This window comes from Nocardia vulneris (assembly GCF_001613425.1).
Classification (GTDB): Bacteria; Actinomycetota; Actinomycetes; order Mycobacteriales; family Mycobacteriaceae; genus Nocardia; species Nocardia vulneris.
Map to the genome: position 1 here is coordinate 388245 of NZ_BDCI01000017.1, position 17223 is coordinate 405467.

General features: G+C 68.1%; 17 protein-coding genes. 10 read left to right on the top strand and 7 right to left on the bottom strand.

What is annotated here, in order from left to right; genetic code table 11:
- Positions 1-30: 30 nt before the first annotated feature.
- Positions 31-1086, top strand: coding sequence for an N-acetylglucosamine kinase (locus NVU01S_RS19485; RefSeq protein WP_052280356.1), 1056 nt, complete (start codon positions 31-33; stop codon positions 1084-1086).
- Positions 1087-1090: 4 nt separating this feature from the next.
- Here NVU01S_RS19485 and NVU01S_RS19490 read toward each other — a convergent pair whose 3' ends face one another.
- A complete protein-coding gene (locus NVU01S_RS19490; protein ID WP_029893104.1) occupies positions 1091-1609 on the bottom strand; it encodes a lytic polysaccharide monooxygenase auxiliary activity family 9 protein in 519 nt (172 codons plus the stop codon).
- A 302-nt stretch (positions 1610-1911) separates the two neighbouring features.
- Here NVU01S_RS19490 and NVU01S_RS19495 point away from each other — a divergent pair, with 302 nt between their 5' ends.
- From NVU01S_RS19495 to NVU01S_RS19510, 4 genes are all read left to right on the top strand, one after another.
- Positions 1912-2331 (top strand): pyridoxamine 5'-phosphate oxidase family protein, encoded by a 420-nt coding sequence (locus tag NVU01S_RS19495; protein WP_172595785.1) that lies wholly within the window; start codon positions 1912-1914, stop codon positions 2329-2331.
- A gap of 165 nt (positions 2332-2496) precedes the next feature.
- Positions 2497-4221, top strand: a complete 1725-nt coding sequence (locus tag NVU01S_RS19500) for a DUF3556 domain-containing protein (RefSeq protein WP_043666694.1) — start codon at positions 2497-2499, stop codon at positions 4219-4221.
- A gap of 43 nt (positions 4222-4264) precedes the next feature.
- On the top strand, positions 4265-4966 hold the full coding sequence (locus tag NVU01S_RS19505; protein ID WP_043666696.1) for an NUDIX hydrolase: 702 nt from the start codon (positions 4265-4267) through the stop codon (positions 4964-4966).
- A 52-nt stretch (positions 4967-5018) separates the two neighbouring features.
- Positions 5019-5483 carry an NUDIX hydrolase gene (locus NVU01S_RS19510; protein ID WP_043666699.1) on the top strand — a complete coding sequence of 155 codons (465 nt, stop codon included), beginning with the start codon at positions 5019-5021 and terminating at the stop codon, positions 5481-5483.
- Here the strand turns inward: NVU01S_RS19510 and NVU01S_RS19515 are convergent.
- Together NVU01S_RS19515 and NVU01S_RS19520 are read right to left on the bottom strand one after the other, a co-directional pair.
- Positions 5441-7507, bottom strand: coding sequence for an MMPL family transporter (locus NVU01S_RS19515; protein WP_156161484.1), 2067 nt, complete (start codon positions 7505-7507; stop codon positions 5441-5443). The two genes, NVU01S_RS19510 and NVU01S_RS19515, sit on opposite strands and share 43 nt — an antisense overlap.
- Before the next feature lie 62 nt (positions 7508-7569).
- A complete protein-coding gene (locus NVU01S_RS19520; protein WP_052280345.1) occupies positions 7570-8145 on the bottom strand; it encodes a TetR/AcrR family transcriptional regulator in 576 nt (191 codons plus the stop codon).
- A 145-nt stretch (positions 8146-8290) separates the two neighbouring features.
- Here NVU01S_RS19520 and NVU01S_RS19525 point away from each other — a divergent pair, with 145 nt between their 5' ends.
- Positions 8291-9544, top strand: coding sequence for an NADH:flavin oxidoreductase/NADH oxidase family protein (locus NVU01S_RS19525; protein WP_043666701.1), 1254 nt, complete (start codon positions 8291-8293; stop codon positions 9542-9544).
- A gap of 92 nt (positions 9545-9636) precedes the next feature.
- Positions 9637-10959, top strand: coding sequence for a phosphatase PAP2 family protein (locus tag NVU01S_RS19530; protein ID WP_052280346.1), 1323 nt, complete (start codon positions 9637-9639; stop codon positions 10957-10959).
- Positions 10960-11003: 44 nt separating this feature from the next.
- Here NVU01S_RS19530 and ilvD read toward each other — a convergent pair whose 3' ends face one another.
- Positions 11004-12710: a dihydroxy-acid dehydratase gene (gene ilvD / locus NVU01S_RS19535; RefSeq protein ID WP_043666703.1), complete on the bottom strand. Its 1707-nt coding sequence runs from the start codon at positions 12708-12710 to the stop codon at positions 11004-11006.
- A 59-nt stretch (positions 12711-12769) separates the two neighbouring features.
- On the bottom strand, positions 12770-13534 hold the full coding sequence (locus NVU01S_RS19540) for an alpha/beta fold hydrolase (protein ID WP_052280347.1): 765 nt from the start codon (positions 13532-13534) through the stop codon (positions 12770-12772).
- Between the two features lie 157 nt (positions 13535-13691).
- Here NVU01S_RS19540 and NVU01S_RS19545 point away from each other — a divergent pair, with 157 nt between their 5' ends.
- The 3 genes from NVU01S_RS19545 to NVU01S_RS19555 all read left to right on the top strand — a co-directional run bounded on the left by NVU01S_RS19545 (position 13692) and on the right by NVU01S_RS19555 (position 15062).
- Positions 13692-14144: a helix-turn-helix domain-containing protein gene (locus tag NVU01S_RS19545; protein ID WP_063048145.1), complete on the top strand. Its 453-nt coding sequence runs from the start codon at positions 13692-13694 to the stop codon at positions 14142-14144.
- A 62-nt stretch (positions 14145-14206) separates the two neighbouring features.
- Positions 14207-14773, top strand: coding sequence for a QsdR family transcriptional regulator (locus NVU01S_RS19550; protein ID WP_052280348.1), 567 nt, complete (start codon positions 14207-14209; stop codon positions 14771-14773).
- A gap of 10 nt (positions 14774-14783) precedes the next feature.
- Positions 14784-15062, top strand: a complete 279-nt coding sequence (locus NVU01S_RS19555; RefSeq protein ID WP_043666707.1) for a hypothetical protein — start codon at positions 14784-14786, stop codon at positions 15060-15062.
- Here NVU01S_RS19555 and NVU01S_RS45580 read toward each other — a convergent pair.
- Positions 15044-15694: a hypothetical protein gene (locus NVU01S_RS45580; RefSeq protein WP_425287700.1), complete on the bottom strand. Its 651-nt coding sequence runs from the start codon at positions 15692-15694 to the stop codon at positions 15044-15046. The genes NVU01S_RS19555 and NVU01S_RS45580 overlap by 19 nt on opposite strands.
- Positions 15695-15866: 172 nt before the next feature.
- Positions 15867-17084 carry a family 2 encapsulin nanocompartment cargo protein terpene cyclase gene (locus tag NVU01S_RS19565; protein ID WP_043666710.1) on the bottom strand — a complete coding sequence of 406 codons (1218 nt, stop codon included), beginning with the start codon at positions 17082-17084 and terminating at the stop codon, positions 15867-15869.
- Between the last annotated feature and the right edge of the window lie 139 nt (positions 17085-17223).

The following is a 17223-nucleotide window of genomic DNA, read 5'->3' on the forward strand; positions in this document are numbered from 1 at the left end:
ACCGTGCATTGCTGGCGGGGGAAGCGTTTGATGAAACTCCCACAGAACGAGCAGGTTCCGGGCGTCCTCGCGATCGACGCGGGCAACAGCAAGACCGACGTCGCCCTGGTCGCGCTCGACGGAACGGTCCTGGCCGCGGCCCGCGGCGGCGGCTATCAGCCCTATCGGGACGGGGCCGAGCAGGCGATCGCGGGGCTCACTCCGCTGGTCGACGCGGTGGCCGAACAGGCCGGGCTCACCCGCGCGCGGGTGCTCACCACCCGGGTGAGCGCCTGCATGGCCAATGTCGATCTGCCCATCGAGGAGCGACGCTTCCACGCCGCCATCGCGGGCCGGCCGTGGGGGCTCTCGGTGGGCGTCGCCAACGACACCTTCGGCCTGCTGCGGGCCGGTACCGACGGTCCGTGCGGCGTCGCGGTGGTCTGCGGCGCCGGAATCAACTGCGCCGGACTGCGACCGGACGGCCGGACCGCGCGCTTCCCGGCGCTCGGCGTGCTCACCGGAGACTGGGGTGGTGGCGGCGGAATGGCCGCCGCCGCAATGTGGTACGCCGCGCGGGCCGAGGACGGCCGGGGCGAGCCGACGGCGCTGTCCGCCGCCATCGGCGCGTATTTCGGGATGACCGGGGCCAACGCGGTCGCCGAGGCGATCCACCTCGGCCAGCTGGCCGAACACCGGCTACACGAGCTGGTCCGGGTGCTGTTCGCCACCGCGGAAGCGGGCGACCCGACCGCGCTGCGGCTGATCGATCGGCAAGCCGACGAGATCACCCGCCTCGCGCTCGTCGCCCTGCGCAAGCTCGAACTGCTCGACGAGCCGACGCCCGTGGTACTCGGCGGTGGTGTGCTGGCCGCGCGGCAACCGTTGCTGATCGACAACGTCCGGGCTCGGCTGGCCGCCGCCGCGCCGCTGGCGGAACCTCGAATCGTGGTCGCCCCACCGGTTCTCGGTGCGGCGCTGCTCGGGCTGGACCATCTCGCGGCGAGCCCGGCGGCACAGCGGCGGCTCCGCGCTGCATATCCGGCTGCGCAGGAGCCGCCGGAGGGCCGGTCCGGGTTCGCCAGCGAGATGGGTCAGTTGGCCTGAGCCGTTACCGGCCGATCTGCAGATCGACGCAGGAGTAGAAAGCGTTCGGCGTATCGGCGATATTCCATACGCTGCGCAGCTTCTGCTTACCGGTGAAACTGCCGAGATTCACCGTGTGCGTTTCGGTCGCACCCGGCGGCCGATTGTTGCCACTGATGTCGGCGACCTTGGTGTTCCCGATCCAGTACTCGTAGTTCGTGGTCCGGTGCCGGGCGGTGAAGGTCCAGGTGAAGGTCACCGTGCTGCCGACCTGGTGGACCTTCCACGGCTTGCTGTCGTCGTCGAGGTCGGCCCAGCGCCGGTCACCGGCGCTGCAATTGCGCTGTCCCTTGGGGCCCTCGACGCTCTGCGGCTCCCATTTGATGGGACCGCAGGGCAATTGGTTCTGCGCGCACTGCGCCTGCCGGCTGGCCGGCGAGGAAATATAGCCGTGCGCGTTGGCGGGCCCCGCGGGCAGCACGGCGACGACGAACGGTGCCAGACCTGCCGCCGTGACGATGGACAGCATTCTTCTGTTGAACATGGGTGACTCCCTGTGCCCGGAATGGGCAATAGTCGGCCGAATATTCGGCTCGATGCGGTAGGTATTCGAACCTTAAAGCGCCGCCATATAATTGGTCGAGTGCACAGGAGTGGGGAGGCAACTGGGGACCGTAAATAACGAAATAGACTCGAGCCGAACGGTATTCACCGCGATTCAGCCGAAGATCATTTCCGTTTCATTGCTCATCATGCAATAGCGAATTTCGATCTTCCGGCACTCGGAATAGATCGCGATGTCGCAAGGTTCGTCGTAGGGAAGTCCGCCGACCGAAAGGATCCCCGATGGCGAAGATGACCAGCGATGAACGCGAGAAGTTCCTGGCCGAGTTGCACGTGGGGGTGATCGCGATCGAACGCGCCGATCGCGCGCCGCTCGCGGTACCGATCTGGTACGGCTACGAGCCGGGCGGCGAGGTGAAGATCTGGACCGACAACGGCTCGGTGAAAGAGCGCCTGATCCGGGCCGCGGGGCGGTTCTCGCTGACCGCGCAGGTGGAGCAGCCGCCGTACCGGTACGTCACCGTGGAGGGCACGGTGACCAGCATCGAGCGCGCCACCGTGGACGACGTGCTGGCCATCGCCGTGCGCTACCTCGGCCCCGACGAGGGCAAGGCCTTCGCCGAGCAGAACCTCTCCGAATCCTCGCTGCTGGTCAGCCTGCGCCCGGAGAAGTGGCTGAGCACGGACTACGCCAAGGAGTAGCGCATCCGCGGCAACCACACGAGCCGTGTCGATGTCAATCAACTGTCCCGGTGGGTGCACCTGCCCGGGCAGTTGATTGACAGCAAATGTCGCGACTGCCAACGTATCCAGGGACCGCGAGGTCCTGATCCGGTGGGCCCCGGCGTTGTCGAGCGGAGCGTGCTGATGGGTTTTCTCGAGCCCGACCTGCCAGTGGTCGATCTGCCGGAATGGCGTAAAGGCACACGCGCCGAACGGATTCGGCCGATGGCCCGGCATTGGGCCGAAGTGGGTTTCGGCACTCCGGTCGCACTGCACCTGTTCTACGTCGGCAAGATCTGCCTCTATCTCCTCGGCGGCTGGCTGATCGCGCTCGCCACCGCGGGCATCGACGGATTCACCGCGGTGGGCGACTGGTGGTCGGAGCCGATCGTCTTCCAGAAGGTGGTGCTCTACACCCTCTTGTTCGAGGTGGTCGGCCTCGGTTGCGGGTTCGGACCGCTGAACAACAGATACTTCCCGCCGCTCGGCTCGATCCTGTATTGGTTGCGGCCCAAAACGATTCGGCTGCCACCATGGCCGGGCCGCGTGCCGCTGACCAAGGGCACCGATCGCACGGTCATCGATATCGCGCTGTATGCGGCACTGCTGGTGGCGATTTCGGTCGCGCTGTGCTCCGACGGCACCGGACCCGTGCCGGAGTTGAGCACCTCCATAGGGTTGCTGCCGGTATGGGAGATCGCGGTGATCCTCGGACTGCTCGCCGCAATCGGGTTGCGCGACAAGGTGATATTCCTGGCGGCCCGCGGCGAGGTGTACGGAACGCTGACGGTCACCTTCCTGTTCACGGCCGCCGATCCGATCGTCGCCGCGAAGGTGGTGTTCGTGGTGATCTGGATGGGCGCCGCGACCTCGAAGCTGAACAAGCACTTTCCGTTCGTGGTGTCCACGATGATGTCGAACAGCCCGGTATTCCGGCGCAAATCGCTCAAACGCCGGTTCTTCGAGGACTTCCCGGACGATCTGCGGCCGGGCCGCCTCTCCCGGCTGTTCGCGCACGGCGGCACCGTCGTCGAGATGAGTGTGCCGGTGGTGCTGTTCTTTTCACACGGCGGTCCGGTGACGGCGGTGGCCGCAATCCTCATGATCGGGTTCCATCTGTCCATTTTGACGGCGGTGCCGATGGGCGTGCCGCTGGAGTGGAACGTCTTCATGATCTTCGGGGTGCTGGTGCTGTTCGTGGCGCACGCCGATCTCGGCCTGGCCGCGCTCACCCAGCCGGCGCCGGTGGCGGTGCTGTTCCTGGTGATCGCGGGCATCGTCGTCGCCGGAAACCTGTTCCCGCGCAAGATTTCCTTCCTGCCCGGCATGCGGTACTACGCGGGCAACTGGGACACCACGATGTGGTGCGTCAAGCCGTCCGCGGCGGCGAAGATCAGCCGGCACATCGTCGCGATCGCCGCCATGCCGCAGGCCCAACTGGAACGGTTCTACGGGAAGGACCGCGCGGAGATCCCCCTGTACATGGGATATGCCTTCCGCGCCATGAACACCCACGGACGCGCGCTGTTCACGCTGGTGCATCGGGCGATGCCCGCCGGGCACGAGGCCGACTACGTCCTCACCGACGGCGAACGGATCGCCAGCACCGCCCTCGGCTGGAACTTCGGCGACGGGCACCTGCACAACGAGCAACTCATCGCCGCGCTGCAGCAGCGCTGCCACTTCGAGCCCGGCGAGGTCCGCGTGGTGCTGCTGGACGCGCAGCCGATCCACCGGGGCACCCAGGCCTATCGGCTCGTCGACGCCGCCACCGGCGAGTTCGAGCACGGCGTGGTCCACGTCGCCGATATGGTCACCCGCCAGCCCTGGGCCGACGACGTGCCGGTACAGGTCGGGCCGGGAAAGTGAACTCGGCGAACGATTATGGCCGGCGTGCGGCAAGATCGAAGGCATGACTCCCGGACCGTTCCTGCCCGAGAGCGTCGACGAATTCCGCGTCCTCGCCCGCACCCGGTTGCGTCGGTTCGTCCGGACCGAGGTACCCGACGAGCCGGGTCTGCGTCGCGCCGCGGTACTGCTGTGTGTGGTCGGGCAGGCCGACGGCTCCCCCGCGGTGATCGTCATCCGGCGGGCCTATCAGGGACGCAACGCGGGACAGTGGGGGCTGCCCGGCGGCCGGATCGATCCGGGCGAGACCGCCGAACAGGCCGTCCTGCGGGAACTGCACGAAGAACTCGGCATGACGGCCGCGTCCACCGATCTGGTCGGCCTGCTCGACGACTTCCCCGCCTCGTCCGGCTTCGTGATCACGCCGTTCATCGCGGCGCTGCCCGACGCCGCCGAACTGACCCCGAACCCGAGTGAGGTGCACTCGGTGCACCTGGTGCGCCTCGACCGGCTCGCCGCCGACGACGTGCCGCACTGGGTGTCGCGGCAGCAGGCGGTCCCGCAACCGGAACTGCGCGACGAACCCGAGCCGGTCGCCGCCCCCGACGATGTGCGCCTGCTGCAGATGCGGCTGGGGGCCGATATGACGATCCACGCGCCCACCGGCGCGCTGCTCTGGCAGTTCCGCGAGATCATCCTGCTCGGGCGGGACCACGACAGTGCCCGCGTCTCCCATTTCACCCAACCCGACTGGACCCAGCACTAGTGGACGTGCCGGACATGGCATGCTCGGTGCCCATACCCGATCAGGAGGCCTGGTGACCATCTTCCGCACCATCGTCGGCGTGCAACTACTGCTGATCGAGAACGGGCGGGTACTGCTCGCGCGCCGGCGCAACACCGGGTTCGCCGACGGGCAGTGGAACGCCCCGGGCGGCAAGCTCGACGAGGGCGAGGATCTGCTCACCGCCATCATCCGCGAGGCCGACGAGGAGATCGGCGTCCAGGTCGAGCGGGACGACGTCGATCTGGTCGCCTCGATCCACATCCAGCATCCGCCCGGCCAGACCCGGATCGTGTTCGTCTTCCGCGCGCAGGCCTGGTCCGGCGAACCTTACAACCGCGAACCCGACTCCTGCTCGGAGCTGCGCTGGTTCCCCCTCGACGAACTCCCCGACAACACCATCCAGAGCACCCGCGCCGGCCTGGACCTCTACCGCCGTGGCGAACACTTCGGCGTCTACGGCTGGCCCGAACCCTCCCTCATCGGCGACTCTCGCTGACGCCCCGGTTCGGGCGTTCGGGAGAGGGCGTTGGGCCACCAGATTTTGGGGCCGACGATGCTGAAAAGGGCTGGGATCACCACGGTTCGGACCAGGAAGGTGTCGAGCAGGATGCCCAGGCCGACGATGATGCCCAGTTGGGTGAGGATGATCAGCGGCAGGACGCCCAGGACGCAGAAGACGGCGGCCAGGACGATGCCCGCGCTGGTGATGACCGAGCCGGTGGCGGCGACCGCGCGGACGATGCCCTGGGTGCTGCCGTGCTCGGGTGTCTCTTCCTGCGCCCGGGTGACCAGGAAGATGGTGTAGTCGATGCCGAGGGCCACGAGGAACAGGAAGGCGTACAGCGGCGCACTGGTGTCGAGCGCCGGAAAACCCAAGAGGTGCAGGCTGATCCACGCCCCGAGACCCAGCGCGGCCAATGCGCTCAACACCGAGACGCCCACCAGCAGCACCGCGGCGGGCACCGCCCGCAACAGGGCCAGCAGGATCACCGACACGATGGCCAGGATCGTCGGAATCACCACGCGCTGATCGTGTTCGGCGGCCGTGCGGGTGTCCAGCCCCTCCGCGTCGCCACCGCCGACGAGCGCGCCGGGCACGTCGGCCAGCTCACCGCGCATCGCCTCGATGGTCGAGAAGGCTTGCGGTGAACCGGGTTCGGCGTTCAGCACGACCGAGAAACGGGTCAGGCCGGTCGGCGATGTCCCGGTCGGCCGCGCGTCGGTGACCCCGGGCACGGCGCGCAGTGTCTGTTCCACCGCGGCAGCCGCATCGCTGCGGGCGAGCACGGTGGTCGGATTCGCCGCCCCGGCCGGGAAGTGCGCGGCGAGGGTGTCGAATCCCTCGACGGATTCGGCGCGGACGCGGAACTGATCAGTCTGGGAAAGCCCTACGTCGGCACCGATCAGCCCCGCCGCGCACGCGCCGAGCGCGACCAGCGCCGCACCCGCCACCAGCACCGGCCTGCGCACCACCCGCGCCGCGATCGCATGCCAGATCCCCGTTTCCGCCGCAACCCGGTCGTCGGCGCGGGGCACGAACGGCCAGAACACATTCCGTCCGCACAGCGCGAGCGCGGCGGGCAGCGCGACGAGCACGAACAGCAGGGCGACCAGCAGTCCGGCCGCCGCACCCACGCCCAGACTGCGCGTATTGGGCAGCGAGGCGAACAACAGGGTCAGCAGCGCGGCGACGACGGTGACGTTGCTGGCCAGGATCGCGGGCCCGGCGTGGCGCACCGCATGCCGGAGCGCGGTCCGATGATCGGGATGCCGATGCAATTCGTCGCGGTAGCGCGAAACCAGCAGCAGCGCATAGTTCGTCCCGGCGCCGAAGACCAGCACGCTGGTGATGCCGGAGGTCGAACCGTCGAAGGACAGCCCGGTCCAGCGCGCCAGTCCGGTGCCGACCGCGGCGGCGACCCGGTCCGCCGAGCCGACGACGAGCAACGGCACCAGCCAAAGCACAGGTGAGCGATAGGTGGCGATGAGCAGCAACGCGACCACCGCCGCAGTCACCGCGAGCAGGGTGATGTTGGCACCGGCAAAGGAATCGGCGATATCGCCACCGAACGCGGGACCACCGGTCACCTGGATGCGCAGCTCGGCCGGCTGCCAGTCCTTGACCTCGTCACGCAGTGCGCCGATGCGATCGGTGAGCGCGAAGCCGCTCAGCTTCGAGTCGACGGGCAGCCGCCCGATCGCGGCTTTCCGGTCGGGCGCGACGAGTGGTTGCCCGAGCTTCCCGGACAGCCACGCCAGATCTCCGGGGCGCAGTTCCGCGCCGTCGGTGCGGGTCACGACGACGACCGCGGGGGCTGTTCCCGCGTCCGGAAACTGGGTGAGCAGTTCTTTGACGCGGGCCGATTCCGCGCTGCCGGGCAACGAGTTCGGGGCCTGCCCAGCGGCGTCGTTGTCACCGATCCCGGCGATCACGCCGAACGACACGGCAACGAGCGCGAGCAACAGCAGCCATGATTTGCCGGCGGTGACGACGGCCGCGAACCGATCCCACATGCGCATCACCACACGATGGCAGAACCGCGCCCGGCGCGCTCGCTACCCACGCGAGCGGGTGGGCATGATCACCGCTGCGCGCGGGGTTCGAGGGCCAGCAGCCGGTCGAGCTGGGTGGCCACCCGATCCAGCGGGGTGACCGTGCGACCCGCGATCGCCATGATGACCGCGCCCTCGATCGCGGCGACGGCCATGGTCGCCAGCGACGCGGCGGGTTCGTCCGCGATGCCCTCGGCGGCCAGCTGATCGGTGAGCAGGCCCTCCCACGCGGCGAAGGATTCGGCCGCGATGGCCGGGGCCGCGGGTACTTCCGATCCGGCCAGTGCCGCGGCGACGACCGGGCAGCCCGCGGTGAAGTCCGAGGTGACGAGCAGTTCCTTCCACATCTTCACGAACGCGGCGAGCCGGACGGACGCGCTGCCCTTGCCCGCGGTCGCGGCGATACCGGCCGCCATGATCTTGCCCGCCGCCCGGGTGGCTTCCTCGACCAGTTCTTGTTTCCCGCGCGGGAAGTTCTGATAGATCGAGCGGCGCGCGGTGTTGCTGTAGGTCACCAGTTCGGTGATCCCGGTGCCCGCGACTCCGCGGCGTCTGATCAAGTCGATCGTGCCGGCGATCAGCCGCTCGCGTGGACGGATGGTCACCGCGGACCTCCTGATCTCTTCTGGGTTCCAGCTCCGATACCCAGCCTAGGACATGTCCGGCGGTATCCGAGGGCCTTGCGGTAGTACGACCATACTACTACCGTGATGGCTATTACACCCAGTTACGGCTACCAAAGGACCGCCCATGCCCGCCACCGTGACTCTGTCCGATCAACTCACCCTGCCGTGCGGCCAGGTGCTGCCCAACCGGCTGATGAAATCGGCACTCAGCGAGGGCCTGGCCGATCCGGGCGGCAGTCCCGGCCAGCGCCTCGAACGCCTCTACACCCGCTGGGGCACAGGCGGTTTCGGGCTGGTCGTGACGGGCAACGTAATGGTCGATCGCGGGCATCTGGGTGAGCCGGGCAACGTGGTGATCGACGACGACCGTGACCTGGACGGCCTGAGCCGCTGGGCGAAGGCCACCAAAGACGGCGGGGCGCCCATCTGGATGCAGCTCAATCATCCGGGCAGACAGGCGAATCCACTGGCCACCCGCACCCGGCCGGTGGCGCCGTCGGCGATCGCACCGAAGATCCCCGGCATGCCGACGCCGCGCGCGCTCACCGACGCCGAGATCGAGGCGATCATCGACCGCTACGCCACCACCGCGCAGGTCGCGGAGACCGCAGGCTTCGACGGCGTCCAGATCCACGGCGCGCATGGCTATCTCGTCTCACAGTTCCTCTCACCCCTGGCCAACCAGCGCACCGATCGCTGGGGTGGCGATGCCGAGCGGCGACGCCGGTTCGTGCTCGAGGTGGTGCGGCGCATCCGGTCCGCGGTGAGCCCGGGTTTCGCGGTCGGTATCAAGCTGAACTCGGCGGACTTTCAGCGCGGCGGCTTCACCGAGGACGAGTCGCGGGCGGTGGTCGAGCAATTGGCGCATGAACACCTGGACCTCATCGAGATCAGCGGCGGCAGTTACGAATCCCCGGCGATGATGGGGCGCAACGACACTCGCTCCGACAGTACCCGCGCCCGCGAGGCCTACTTCCTCGACTACGCGCAGACTGTGCGCACCGCGGCGGCCGGCGTGCCGATCGCGGTCACCGGCGGTTTCCGTTCCCGGTCGGTCATGGTGGCGGCGCTCGCGGCCGCGGACTGCGACGTGATCGGGCTCGGCCGCCCCACCTGCCTGACCCCGGACGCGGCCACCGGACTGATCACCGAACGCGACGATCGACTGCGCACGGTGCCGATCGGGGTGCGCGGCCGGCTCGCCAAGGTCGGTAGCCTGCGCTCCTTCGACGGCGCCCTGGACCTGCAGTGGCACACCGACCAACTGCACCTGCTCGGCGCGGGCAACGACCCCGACCCGGCCAGGCCGTGGTGGAAGACCACCGTCACGATGTTGAGCCGCAACGGGCTCGACGCCTTCCGCAGCAAGCGCGGCTGAGCCAGGCCGGACGCCCGGCACGAACCTGACAATACGCGGCGGCTGTTAACCGGCCTGCGTAGCCATGTTCACACCGTGTTTACGATGTCCGAATGCTTATCCACGACCCGCAACGAGCTTCGCCCGATACCGAGCAGCTCGCGCCGCGCCGGCTGCGACCGGCGCTGGTCTGGTGCGCGCTGGCCGCCGCGACGCTCGTGCTGGTCCTCGGCCAGGTCGTGGCCGTGCACATCAACGCGCTGGGCCCGCTGACCAGTCTGGCGTGGGACTACGTCGGCAGGCCGAAATCGGCGACCACACCGTGGGCCGGTTTCCTGCTCGCGCTCGTCGGCGTCACGACCCGGGTCCGGCTCAACGCGCTCGCCGCGGCGGTCGGCATCGATGTGGTGTTCGTGCTCATCCGGGCGGTCGAGGGCCGCGCGTTCACGGTGGGCAACGGCCCGACCATTGTGCTCACCGCGCTCGCGGTCATCGCCGCCTGGCGGTGGACCGGCGCGACGCGACAGGTCGCCCTGCGCACCATCGCGCTCGGCGCGCTGCTCATCCTCGCGACCAAGGTCGGCGAGATCTGGCTGGACGTCACCGCGTGGGCCTGCCCGCAGGTGCTCGATCCCTATGTGCAACTTGCGGATCGGGCGCTCGGCAGCCCGTCCTGGTTGGTCGGCCACGCCCTCGAGGTGGCGGGCCCGATCCCGCTCGGCATCGTGCGCTGGGTGTACTTCGAACTGCCCGCCGCGGCCATCGTCGTCGCCATCTGGCAGTTGCGCGGAGTGACCACCGGCGCGTGGCCGCGGCACCATCTGGTGCGTACGTTCTTGGCGCTCGGGTTGATCGGGCCGATCTTCTATGTGGTGTTCCCCGTCGTCGGCCCGATCCTCGCATTCGGATCCTGGGGCCACGGCCTGGAATTGGCGAACGTCTGGCCCGATGTCGTGCCGCCGGTGCCCGCTTCGGTCGGGTCCATGCCGTTCGACGGGATCACGCCGCGCAACTGCATGCCGTCACTGCACACGGCGTGGGCGCTGTCGCTGTTCATCCATTCGCGCCGCGGCCCGCGCTGGCTGCGCTGGGGCGGCACCTTCTGGCTGGTGTGCACGCTGATCGCGACCCTGGGCCTCGGCGCGCACTACGGCATCGATCTGATCGTCGGTGCGACGCTGTGCCTGACCATCGAATCGGTACTGCGCGAACCGGATCGCGGCTGGGACCGGTACCGCGTCCGCATGGTGGCGCTGGGCGTCGGCACCTTCACCATGCTCCTGCTGTGCATCCGCTACCTGGCCCTGCCGATGGCGACGCATCCGGTCCCGTTCGGCCTGGCCGTGCTCGCCGCGTTCGCCGCGGTGGTGTACACGTTCTACACGACCTGGTTCGCCGGCGATCGAGAACAGTTGGCGGACAACGTTATTCGCTGAGCCCGGCACGCTCGGCGCGGTATTCCCGCGCCGAGCGCAAGGCCTCAGTCGCAGACCGCGCCGAACGACGCCGACCCGACCAGCTTCGAGTACTTGGCGAGCACACCGCGGGTATAGCGGGGCGGCAACGGTTCCCACCCGACCTGGCGTTGTTCGAGGTCCGCGGCGTCGACCAGCAGATCGAGCGTGCCCGCGCCGACGTCGAGGCGGATCTGATCCCCGTCCCGGACGTACGCGATCGGCCCGCCGTCCACTGCTTCCGGCGCGACGTGGCCCACACACAAACCGGTGGTACCGCCGGAGAATCGGCCGTCGGTGAGCAGCAGCACGTCTTTGCCGAGCCCCGCGCCTTTGATCGCGGCGGTGATGGCGAGCATCTCGCGCATGCCCGGCCCGCCCTTGGGCCCCTCGTAGCGGATGACCACCACATCGCCCGCGGTGATCGTGCCGTCCTCGAGCGCGTCCATCGCCGCCCGCTCCCGGTCGAAAACCCTTGCGGTGCCGGTGAACACGTCGGAGTCGAAACCCGCCGACTTCACCACGGCGCCGCCGGGCGCGAGCGAGCCGTGCAGGATGGTGATGCCGCCGGTCGGGTGGATCGGGGCGCGCATCGCCCGCACCACCTTGCCGTCCGGGTCCGGCGGCGCGATCTCGGCCAGGTTCTGCGCCACGGTCCGGCCGGTCACGGTGAGGCAATCCCCGTGCAGCAGACCGGCATCCAGCAACGCCTTCATCATCACCGGCACGCCGCCGATCCGGTCCACGTCGGTCATCACATGCTTACCGAACGGTTTCACGTCCGCCAGATGCGGCACCCGGCGGCCGACCCGGGCGAAATCCGCCAGGGTCAGCTCGACCCGCGCGTCGTGCGCGATCGCCAGCAGATGCAGCACGGCATTGGTGGAACCGCCGAACGCCATCACCACGGCGATCGCGTTCTCGAACGCCTCTTTGGTGAGAATGTCGGCGGTGGTGATGCCGCGCCGGAGCAACTCGACGACCGCTTCCCCGCTGCGCCGCGCGTAGCCGTCGCGGCGCCGGTCGGTCGCGGGCGGGGCGGCACTGCCGGGCAGCGACATGCCCATCGCCTCGGCGGCACTGGCCATGGTGTTCGCGGTGTACATCCCGCCGCACGCCCCCTCGCCCGGGCAGATGGCCCGCTCGATGGCGTCCACGTCGGCCCGGCTCATCAACCCGCGCGAGCACGCGCCGACCGCCTCGAACGCGTCGATGATCGTCACCTCGCGCTCGCTGCCGTCGGACAGCTTGGCGATACCGGGCAGGATCGAGCCCGCGTACAGGAACACACTCGCCAGGTTCAACCGCGCGGCCGCCATCAGCATGCCGGGCAGCGATTTGTCGCAGCCGGCCAGCAGTACCGAGCCATCGAGGCGCTCGGCCTGCATCACCGTCTCGACGCTGTCGGCGATCACCTCCCGCGACACCAGCGAGAAGTGCATGCCCTCGTGGCCCATCGAGATGCCGTCGGACACCGAGATGGTGCCGAACTCCATCGGGTAACCGCCACCCGCGAAGACGCCTTCCTTGCTCGCCTTGGCCAGCCGGTCCAGCGAGAGGTTGCACGGCGTGATCTCGTTCCACGAGGAGGCGACGCCGATCTGGGATTTCCCCCAGTCCGCGTCCCCCATGCCGACCGCGCGCAGCATGCCGCGCGCGGCGGTTTTCTCGAGGCCGTCGGTGACGTCGCGGCTGCGGGGCTTGATATCGGGCGTGTTCGGATCAGTGGGCACGATGGTCCATCATCCTCCGCCCGGCGCCGATCCCGCGCCGGGCACGCCCGGACGAGCCGTCAGACTCGGCGATCTCCGGCCAGGAAGGGCGCCACCTGGCCCAGCACCTCGGCCGCGTTGTTCCAGCACGCCACGTGATCGTGCGCGGGCAGTGCCCAGAACGGCGTGCCGGTCTGGGCGGCGAAGATGCGCATCGGCTCGAACCAGATGTCCTCGGTGCCCGCGTACATCAGCATCGGCACGTCCGACTCCGCGAGCCGGTCCTTCAGGCCGGGCTCGCGGGAGAACGCGGCGTAGTTGGCGCGCAGCGCCGCCGGGTCCGCCGCCTCGATCACCGCCGCGAGGCCCGGATCGGCCAGCGAACCCTGCTCGATCAGCGGGTACAGGTCCGCATCGTCGGGCAGCCCGAGCTGACCGCGCATCAGCGCGAGCGCCGAGCCGAACCCGTCGATCGGATCGAATGCGCCCGCGACCAGCCGGGTGAGCCGCTCGGGCGCGTGCACGGCCACGGCGTAACCGGTCAGCGCGCCCAGCGAGTAGCCCCAGAAGGCCGCACGGTCCGCGCCGACCTCGTCGAGCACGGCGGTGATGTAGTCGACCCGGCGCGCCAGCGCGTAGTCGGCCGTGTCGCCGGGGGCATCGCTCGCGCCGAGGCCCAGCGGATCCACGGTGATCACGGTGTGACCGGCCGCGAGGACCGCGGTGTAGCCCGCCGTCGCCCAGTGCGTCCCGACCTGGAACATGCCCGGGTGCAACACCACCGGCGGACCGTCGCCGACCACCTCGAAGGCGATCTTGTGTCCGTTACTGCGCGCGATGGGCACCCATTACTCCTTGTCACGTCCGGTCGAATCCTGGACGAGAGTACCGATCGACGGCCCTGCCGAAAACCGGATTACCTGCACCGGACCCGCGCCGGCGAGCCTCGCCGAGGTTGAGACACTCGACAAAACGTGTCCCACGTGAGACACTGGCCCCGGCATGTTTCAACAAGCGGGGGCTTTCGTCATGCACGGATTACAGAACCAGGTCGCGGCAGGCGATGGCTTCGCTGCACAGTTGGCAGCACTGTTCGACCGGTGGGCCCGCGAACACGGTGCACCACTGTCGAATCGGGAACTGACCCAGCGACTGGTCGCGGCGGGCGAGCAGGTCTCGGAGCCCTATATGTCGCAGTTGCGGCGCGGTTTGCGCCGCAATCCCGCACCATCCCTGGTCGCCGCGCTGGTGACGTTCTTCGGTGTGCACGAGGACTATTTCGAGGTCGGGGCGTCGCCGATGGCACCGGGTGACAGTGCGGTGATCACCCGCGTGCTCACCCCAGGTGTCCAGCGGCTGCTGCGGACCACGGCGGGACTCTCTGCCGAATCGATGGATCTGCTCGTCGCCGTGGCGGACGAGTTGCGGGCAACAGACGTAGGCCAATCCAGCTAGGCCCGGCTGCGCATGTCGCAGAGTCATGCGACGTCGCAGACCTTGTGTGCGACACTTTGCCCATGGTGTTGCACGAACCGGCGGAGGCGCTCGCGATCGCGCCCGATGATCCGGTACTGATCGCCGCGTCGGAGATGTTCGTCAGCGAGGGCTGGATCGATGTCCGCAAACTGGCGACCGTCACCGGGGTGAGTCGCGCGACGCTGTATCGCCACTATCGCGATCGCGACCGGCTCCTCGGCGAGGTCGTCTGGCGACACGCCGCCGCGGATCTCGCGAAACTGCGGAAGAAGAACCGAGGCCGAGGCGCCGTCGGCATCGCGGACACGGTGCAGGGCCTGCTGCAGATCAGCGCCGCCCGCTCCTCGATGCGGACCTTTCTGGCCGAACACACCGACGTGGCGATGCGCGTACTGACCTCGAAACACGGTGTGGTCCAGGAACGATTCATCGACGCCATCGCCGAGTTGATCGTCGCCGAAATCGGTGAGCCCGCCGATATCGATGTGCACACCCTCGCCTATGCGATCGTCCGAGTCGGCGAATCCTTTTACTATCGCGACTACATCACCGGCGAGCCCGCGGACAATACTGCCGCGGCCATTATCATCAACCGGCTGCTCCGCTAGTGGACGACATTTGCCGCTCCGGCGAGATTCCCCGCCGACCTCGCCGGAGCGGCAAATTGTCAACCACATCGACACGCCGATCGCGACCACGGTGAAACAATTGCCTGCTGATCGACTGCCGCCGGAAGTCACGCTTACCCAGCTATATCTTCGCGTCTTCGAGAATGCCGCCAATGAACTCCGTGTGCGCATCAGCTCGGCTATCGCCGCAAGTGGCGAGAACGGCGACCCGATGGCCGCTCTGCGCGCGGCGATATCCACCATGTTCGATCATGCCGGCCCGGTGTAGGTATCGATCCGCTGTTTGAGGTCGGCATTGTGCAGCTGCTGCTCCACCTGGTTCATCGGATCGTTGAACAGATCCGCGACCCTGGTGTGCACCCGCAGCACGCTCTGAGCCAGGCTCAGCTCGTATTCGCGCGGATCCTGGTCGTAATCCACGAAGGCGCCCAGCAGCATCGGCTCACCCGAGTGCCCGGAGTGAGGGTTTTGATGGTCTCCGGCCAGATCGGCAGCGACTCGGTCAACGCCGCGTCGCCGAAATAGTCTTCCCCCGTGAGCCTTCCGACGATCTGCGGTTCGTTGTACTCGCCGGTGCCGATGCGGCTCAGCTTGCCGTGCACGACGAGAAATATCTGGTCCATCGGGTTGCCGAACCCGACGACCACTTCGCCGGGCCCGATATCGAAGGGCTCGAACCGATGCGAGAGCGCGCAGCACCTCGTCGTCATCGAAATCACGGAGGGCCAGCAGTTCCCGCAGTTCTTGCGGGATCACCCGGACCGTCGCCCCCTCGGTGACGTATTCGACCTCACCGTTGCCGACGGTATAGCTCAACCGCCGGTTGACGCGGTAGACACCACCGCTGATCTCGGTCCAGGGCAGCATCCGCGTCAGCCACCGGGAGGTGATGCCCTGCATCTGCGGTTCGGACTTCGCGGTGGACGCCAGATTTCGGGCCGCCGCGGTACTGAGGCTGCGTTGTAGCTCGGGGTGTGCGGGTGTCGATGGACATCGTTGAACCTTCCCGTCGTCATTGCAGGCTGAACAACCGTGCACCAGACGGGAGAGCCTTTGGCATCCTTCGCTGTGTCTACCGTTCAGTGGGGTCGTGCTTGTAACGGCTACTCGCGCTGTGCCATTCGAAGCCACCGGCCATCCACGCCTGCGCGCCGCGCAGGAACCGATGCAGTTCCGGGGACGGGATCGCGGTGAGCTCGCGCTGGCTCGCCTCGAATCCGCGGACGAAATCGTTGTGCAGTGCCACGGTGCGTTCGATCGCGTCGTCGAGCGAACAGTTCTCTTCGGCCTGGATCAGCAGGACCAGATTGGAGTCCGGAAGTTCGTCGGCCGCCTCTTTTTCGGCCGAGTAGAGATCGTTGACGAGCACCGACGCCGTTCCCGCCTGCATCAGCGTGCGGTGGAAAAGTGGTGCGTAGAAGAGATTTCCGGTGAGTTCGTAGCCCCCGACGACGTCGATCAGCGTCATCGACGTATAGAAGCTGTCGTGCTGGCGGGCCGCGAGGTAACGCCATGCGGGCGGCGGCGTTTCGAGGTAGCGCCACGCCGCGTAGGCGGTCCAGCTCACGTACATCTGGAACGTGGTGTTGCACGCGCGCATCACCTGGGACGGCGTCGCATGTCGGGACAGGTGCGCGGTGGCCGACTTCAACGCCACGAGAACAGGATCGGCGGCCACCGCCTCGTCGAGCTGTTCGGTGAAGCGTCCCGCGTCCGGCGGCGGGTCCATCGCCGACATCACCAACGCCAGCCGTGGCGGCAGTTCCGTCGGAGTCGCGCCCAGCGGCGTCTCGTCGGCGTAGTAGTCGTCGGCCGCCCACCAGGCCGCGTTCATCTGCGCCGCGACGAGCAGCAGGTCCGGATCGTCGCTGTCGGGATGGGTGAGCATCGCCAACCGCCCGAATCCGGTGTCGCGGAACCGGTCCATGTGCCCCTCGTGGATACCGACGTCTTCGGCCCACGCCACCAACCGCCGATTGACCTCCGCACCCAGCTCCTCATCGATCCGCGCGGTCGCCGGACAATACAGCGGCGAATGCGAACCGTCGCCCCATTCCCGCTCGATATACGGCAGCGGCGCGTGGGTGTCGTGGCGAACGTGTTCCGGGCGCAACAGGGTGGCACCGATTCCGCGCTCCACCAAGGGAATCGATGGTGGTTCGGCGAGAGCGCAAGCGACGTCGGCGTTTTCGTCGGCTTCGACGGCGGCCGGCAACACCGCACCCGGGATTCGGAACGCCGAGGTCCCCAATCCGGACGGGGTGGCGAATTGCGATTGAGGTCGGCGCATCACGGTTTCCTCCCAAGCACTGTCACGGATGGAAGCGTTTTCGATCGGTACAGCAATTGCCCGCCTGGGCCGACTCGTTTACCAGACCCATGCGGCCATCGTGGTTCCTCGTCATTGGGAGAACTCACTCGAATGGTGG

Coding starts and splice junctions, on each gene's coding strand:
- NVU01S_RS19485 (WP_052280356.1), top strand. CDS start 31: ATGAAACTCCCACAGAACGAGCAGGTTCCGGGCGTCCTCGCGATCGAC.
- NVU01S_RS19490 (WP_029893104.1), bottom strand. CDS start 1,609: ATGTTCAACAGAAGAATGCTGTCCATCGTCACGGCGGCAGGTCTGGCA.
- NVU01S_RS19495 (WP_172595785.1), top strand. CDS start 1,912: ATGGCGAAGATGACCAGCGATGAACGCGAGAAGTTCCTGGCCGAGTTG.
- NVU01S_RS19500 (WP_043666694.1), top strand. CDS start 2,497: ATGGGTTTTCTCGAGCCCGACCTGCCAGTGGTCGATCTGCCGGAATGG.
- NVU01S_RS19505 (WP_043666696.1), top strand. CDS start 4,265: ATGACTCCCGGACCGTTCCTGCCCGAGAGCGTCGACGAATTCCGCGTC.
- NVU01S_RS19515 (WP_156161484.1), bottom strand. CDS start 7,507: ATGCGCATGTGGGATCGGTTCGCGGCCGTCGTCACCGCCGGCAAATCA.
- NVU01S_RS19525 (WP_043666701.1), top strand. CDS start 8,291: ATGCCCGCCACCGTGACTCTGTCCGATCAACTCACCCTGCCGTGCGGC.
- NVU01S_RS19530 (WP_052280346.1), top strand. CDS start 9,637: ATGCTTATCCACGACCCGCAACGAGCTTCGCCCGATACCGAGCAGCTC.
- NVU01S_RS19545 (WP_063048145.1), top strand. CDS start 13,692: ATGTTTCAACAAGCGGGGGCTTTCGTCATGCACGGATTACAGAACCAG.
- NVU01S_RS19550 (WP_052280348.1), top strand. CDS start 14,207: ATGGTGTTGCACGAACCGGCGGAGGCGCTCGCGATCGCGCCCGATGAT.
- NVU01S_RS45580 (WP_425287700.1), bottom strand. CDS start 15,694: ATGCAGGGCATCACCTCCCGGTGGCTGACGCGGATGCTGCCCTGGACC.
- NVU01S_RS19565 (WP_043666710.1), bottom strand. CDS start 17,084: ATGCGCCGACCTCAATCGCAATTCGCCACCCCGTCCGGATTGGGGACC.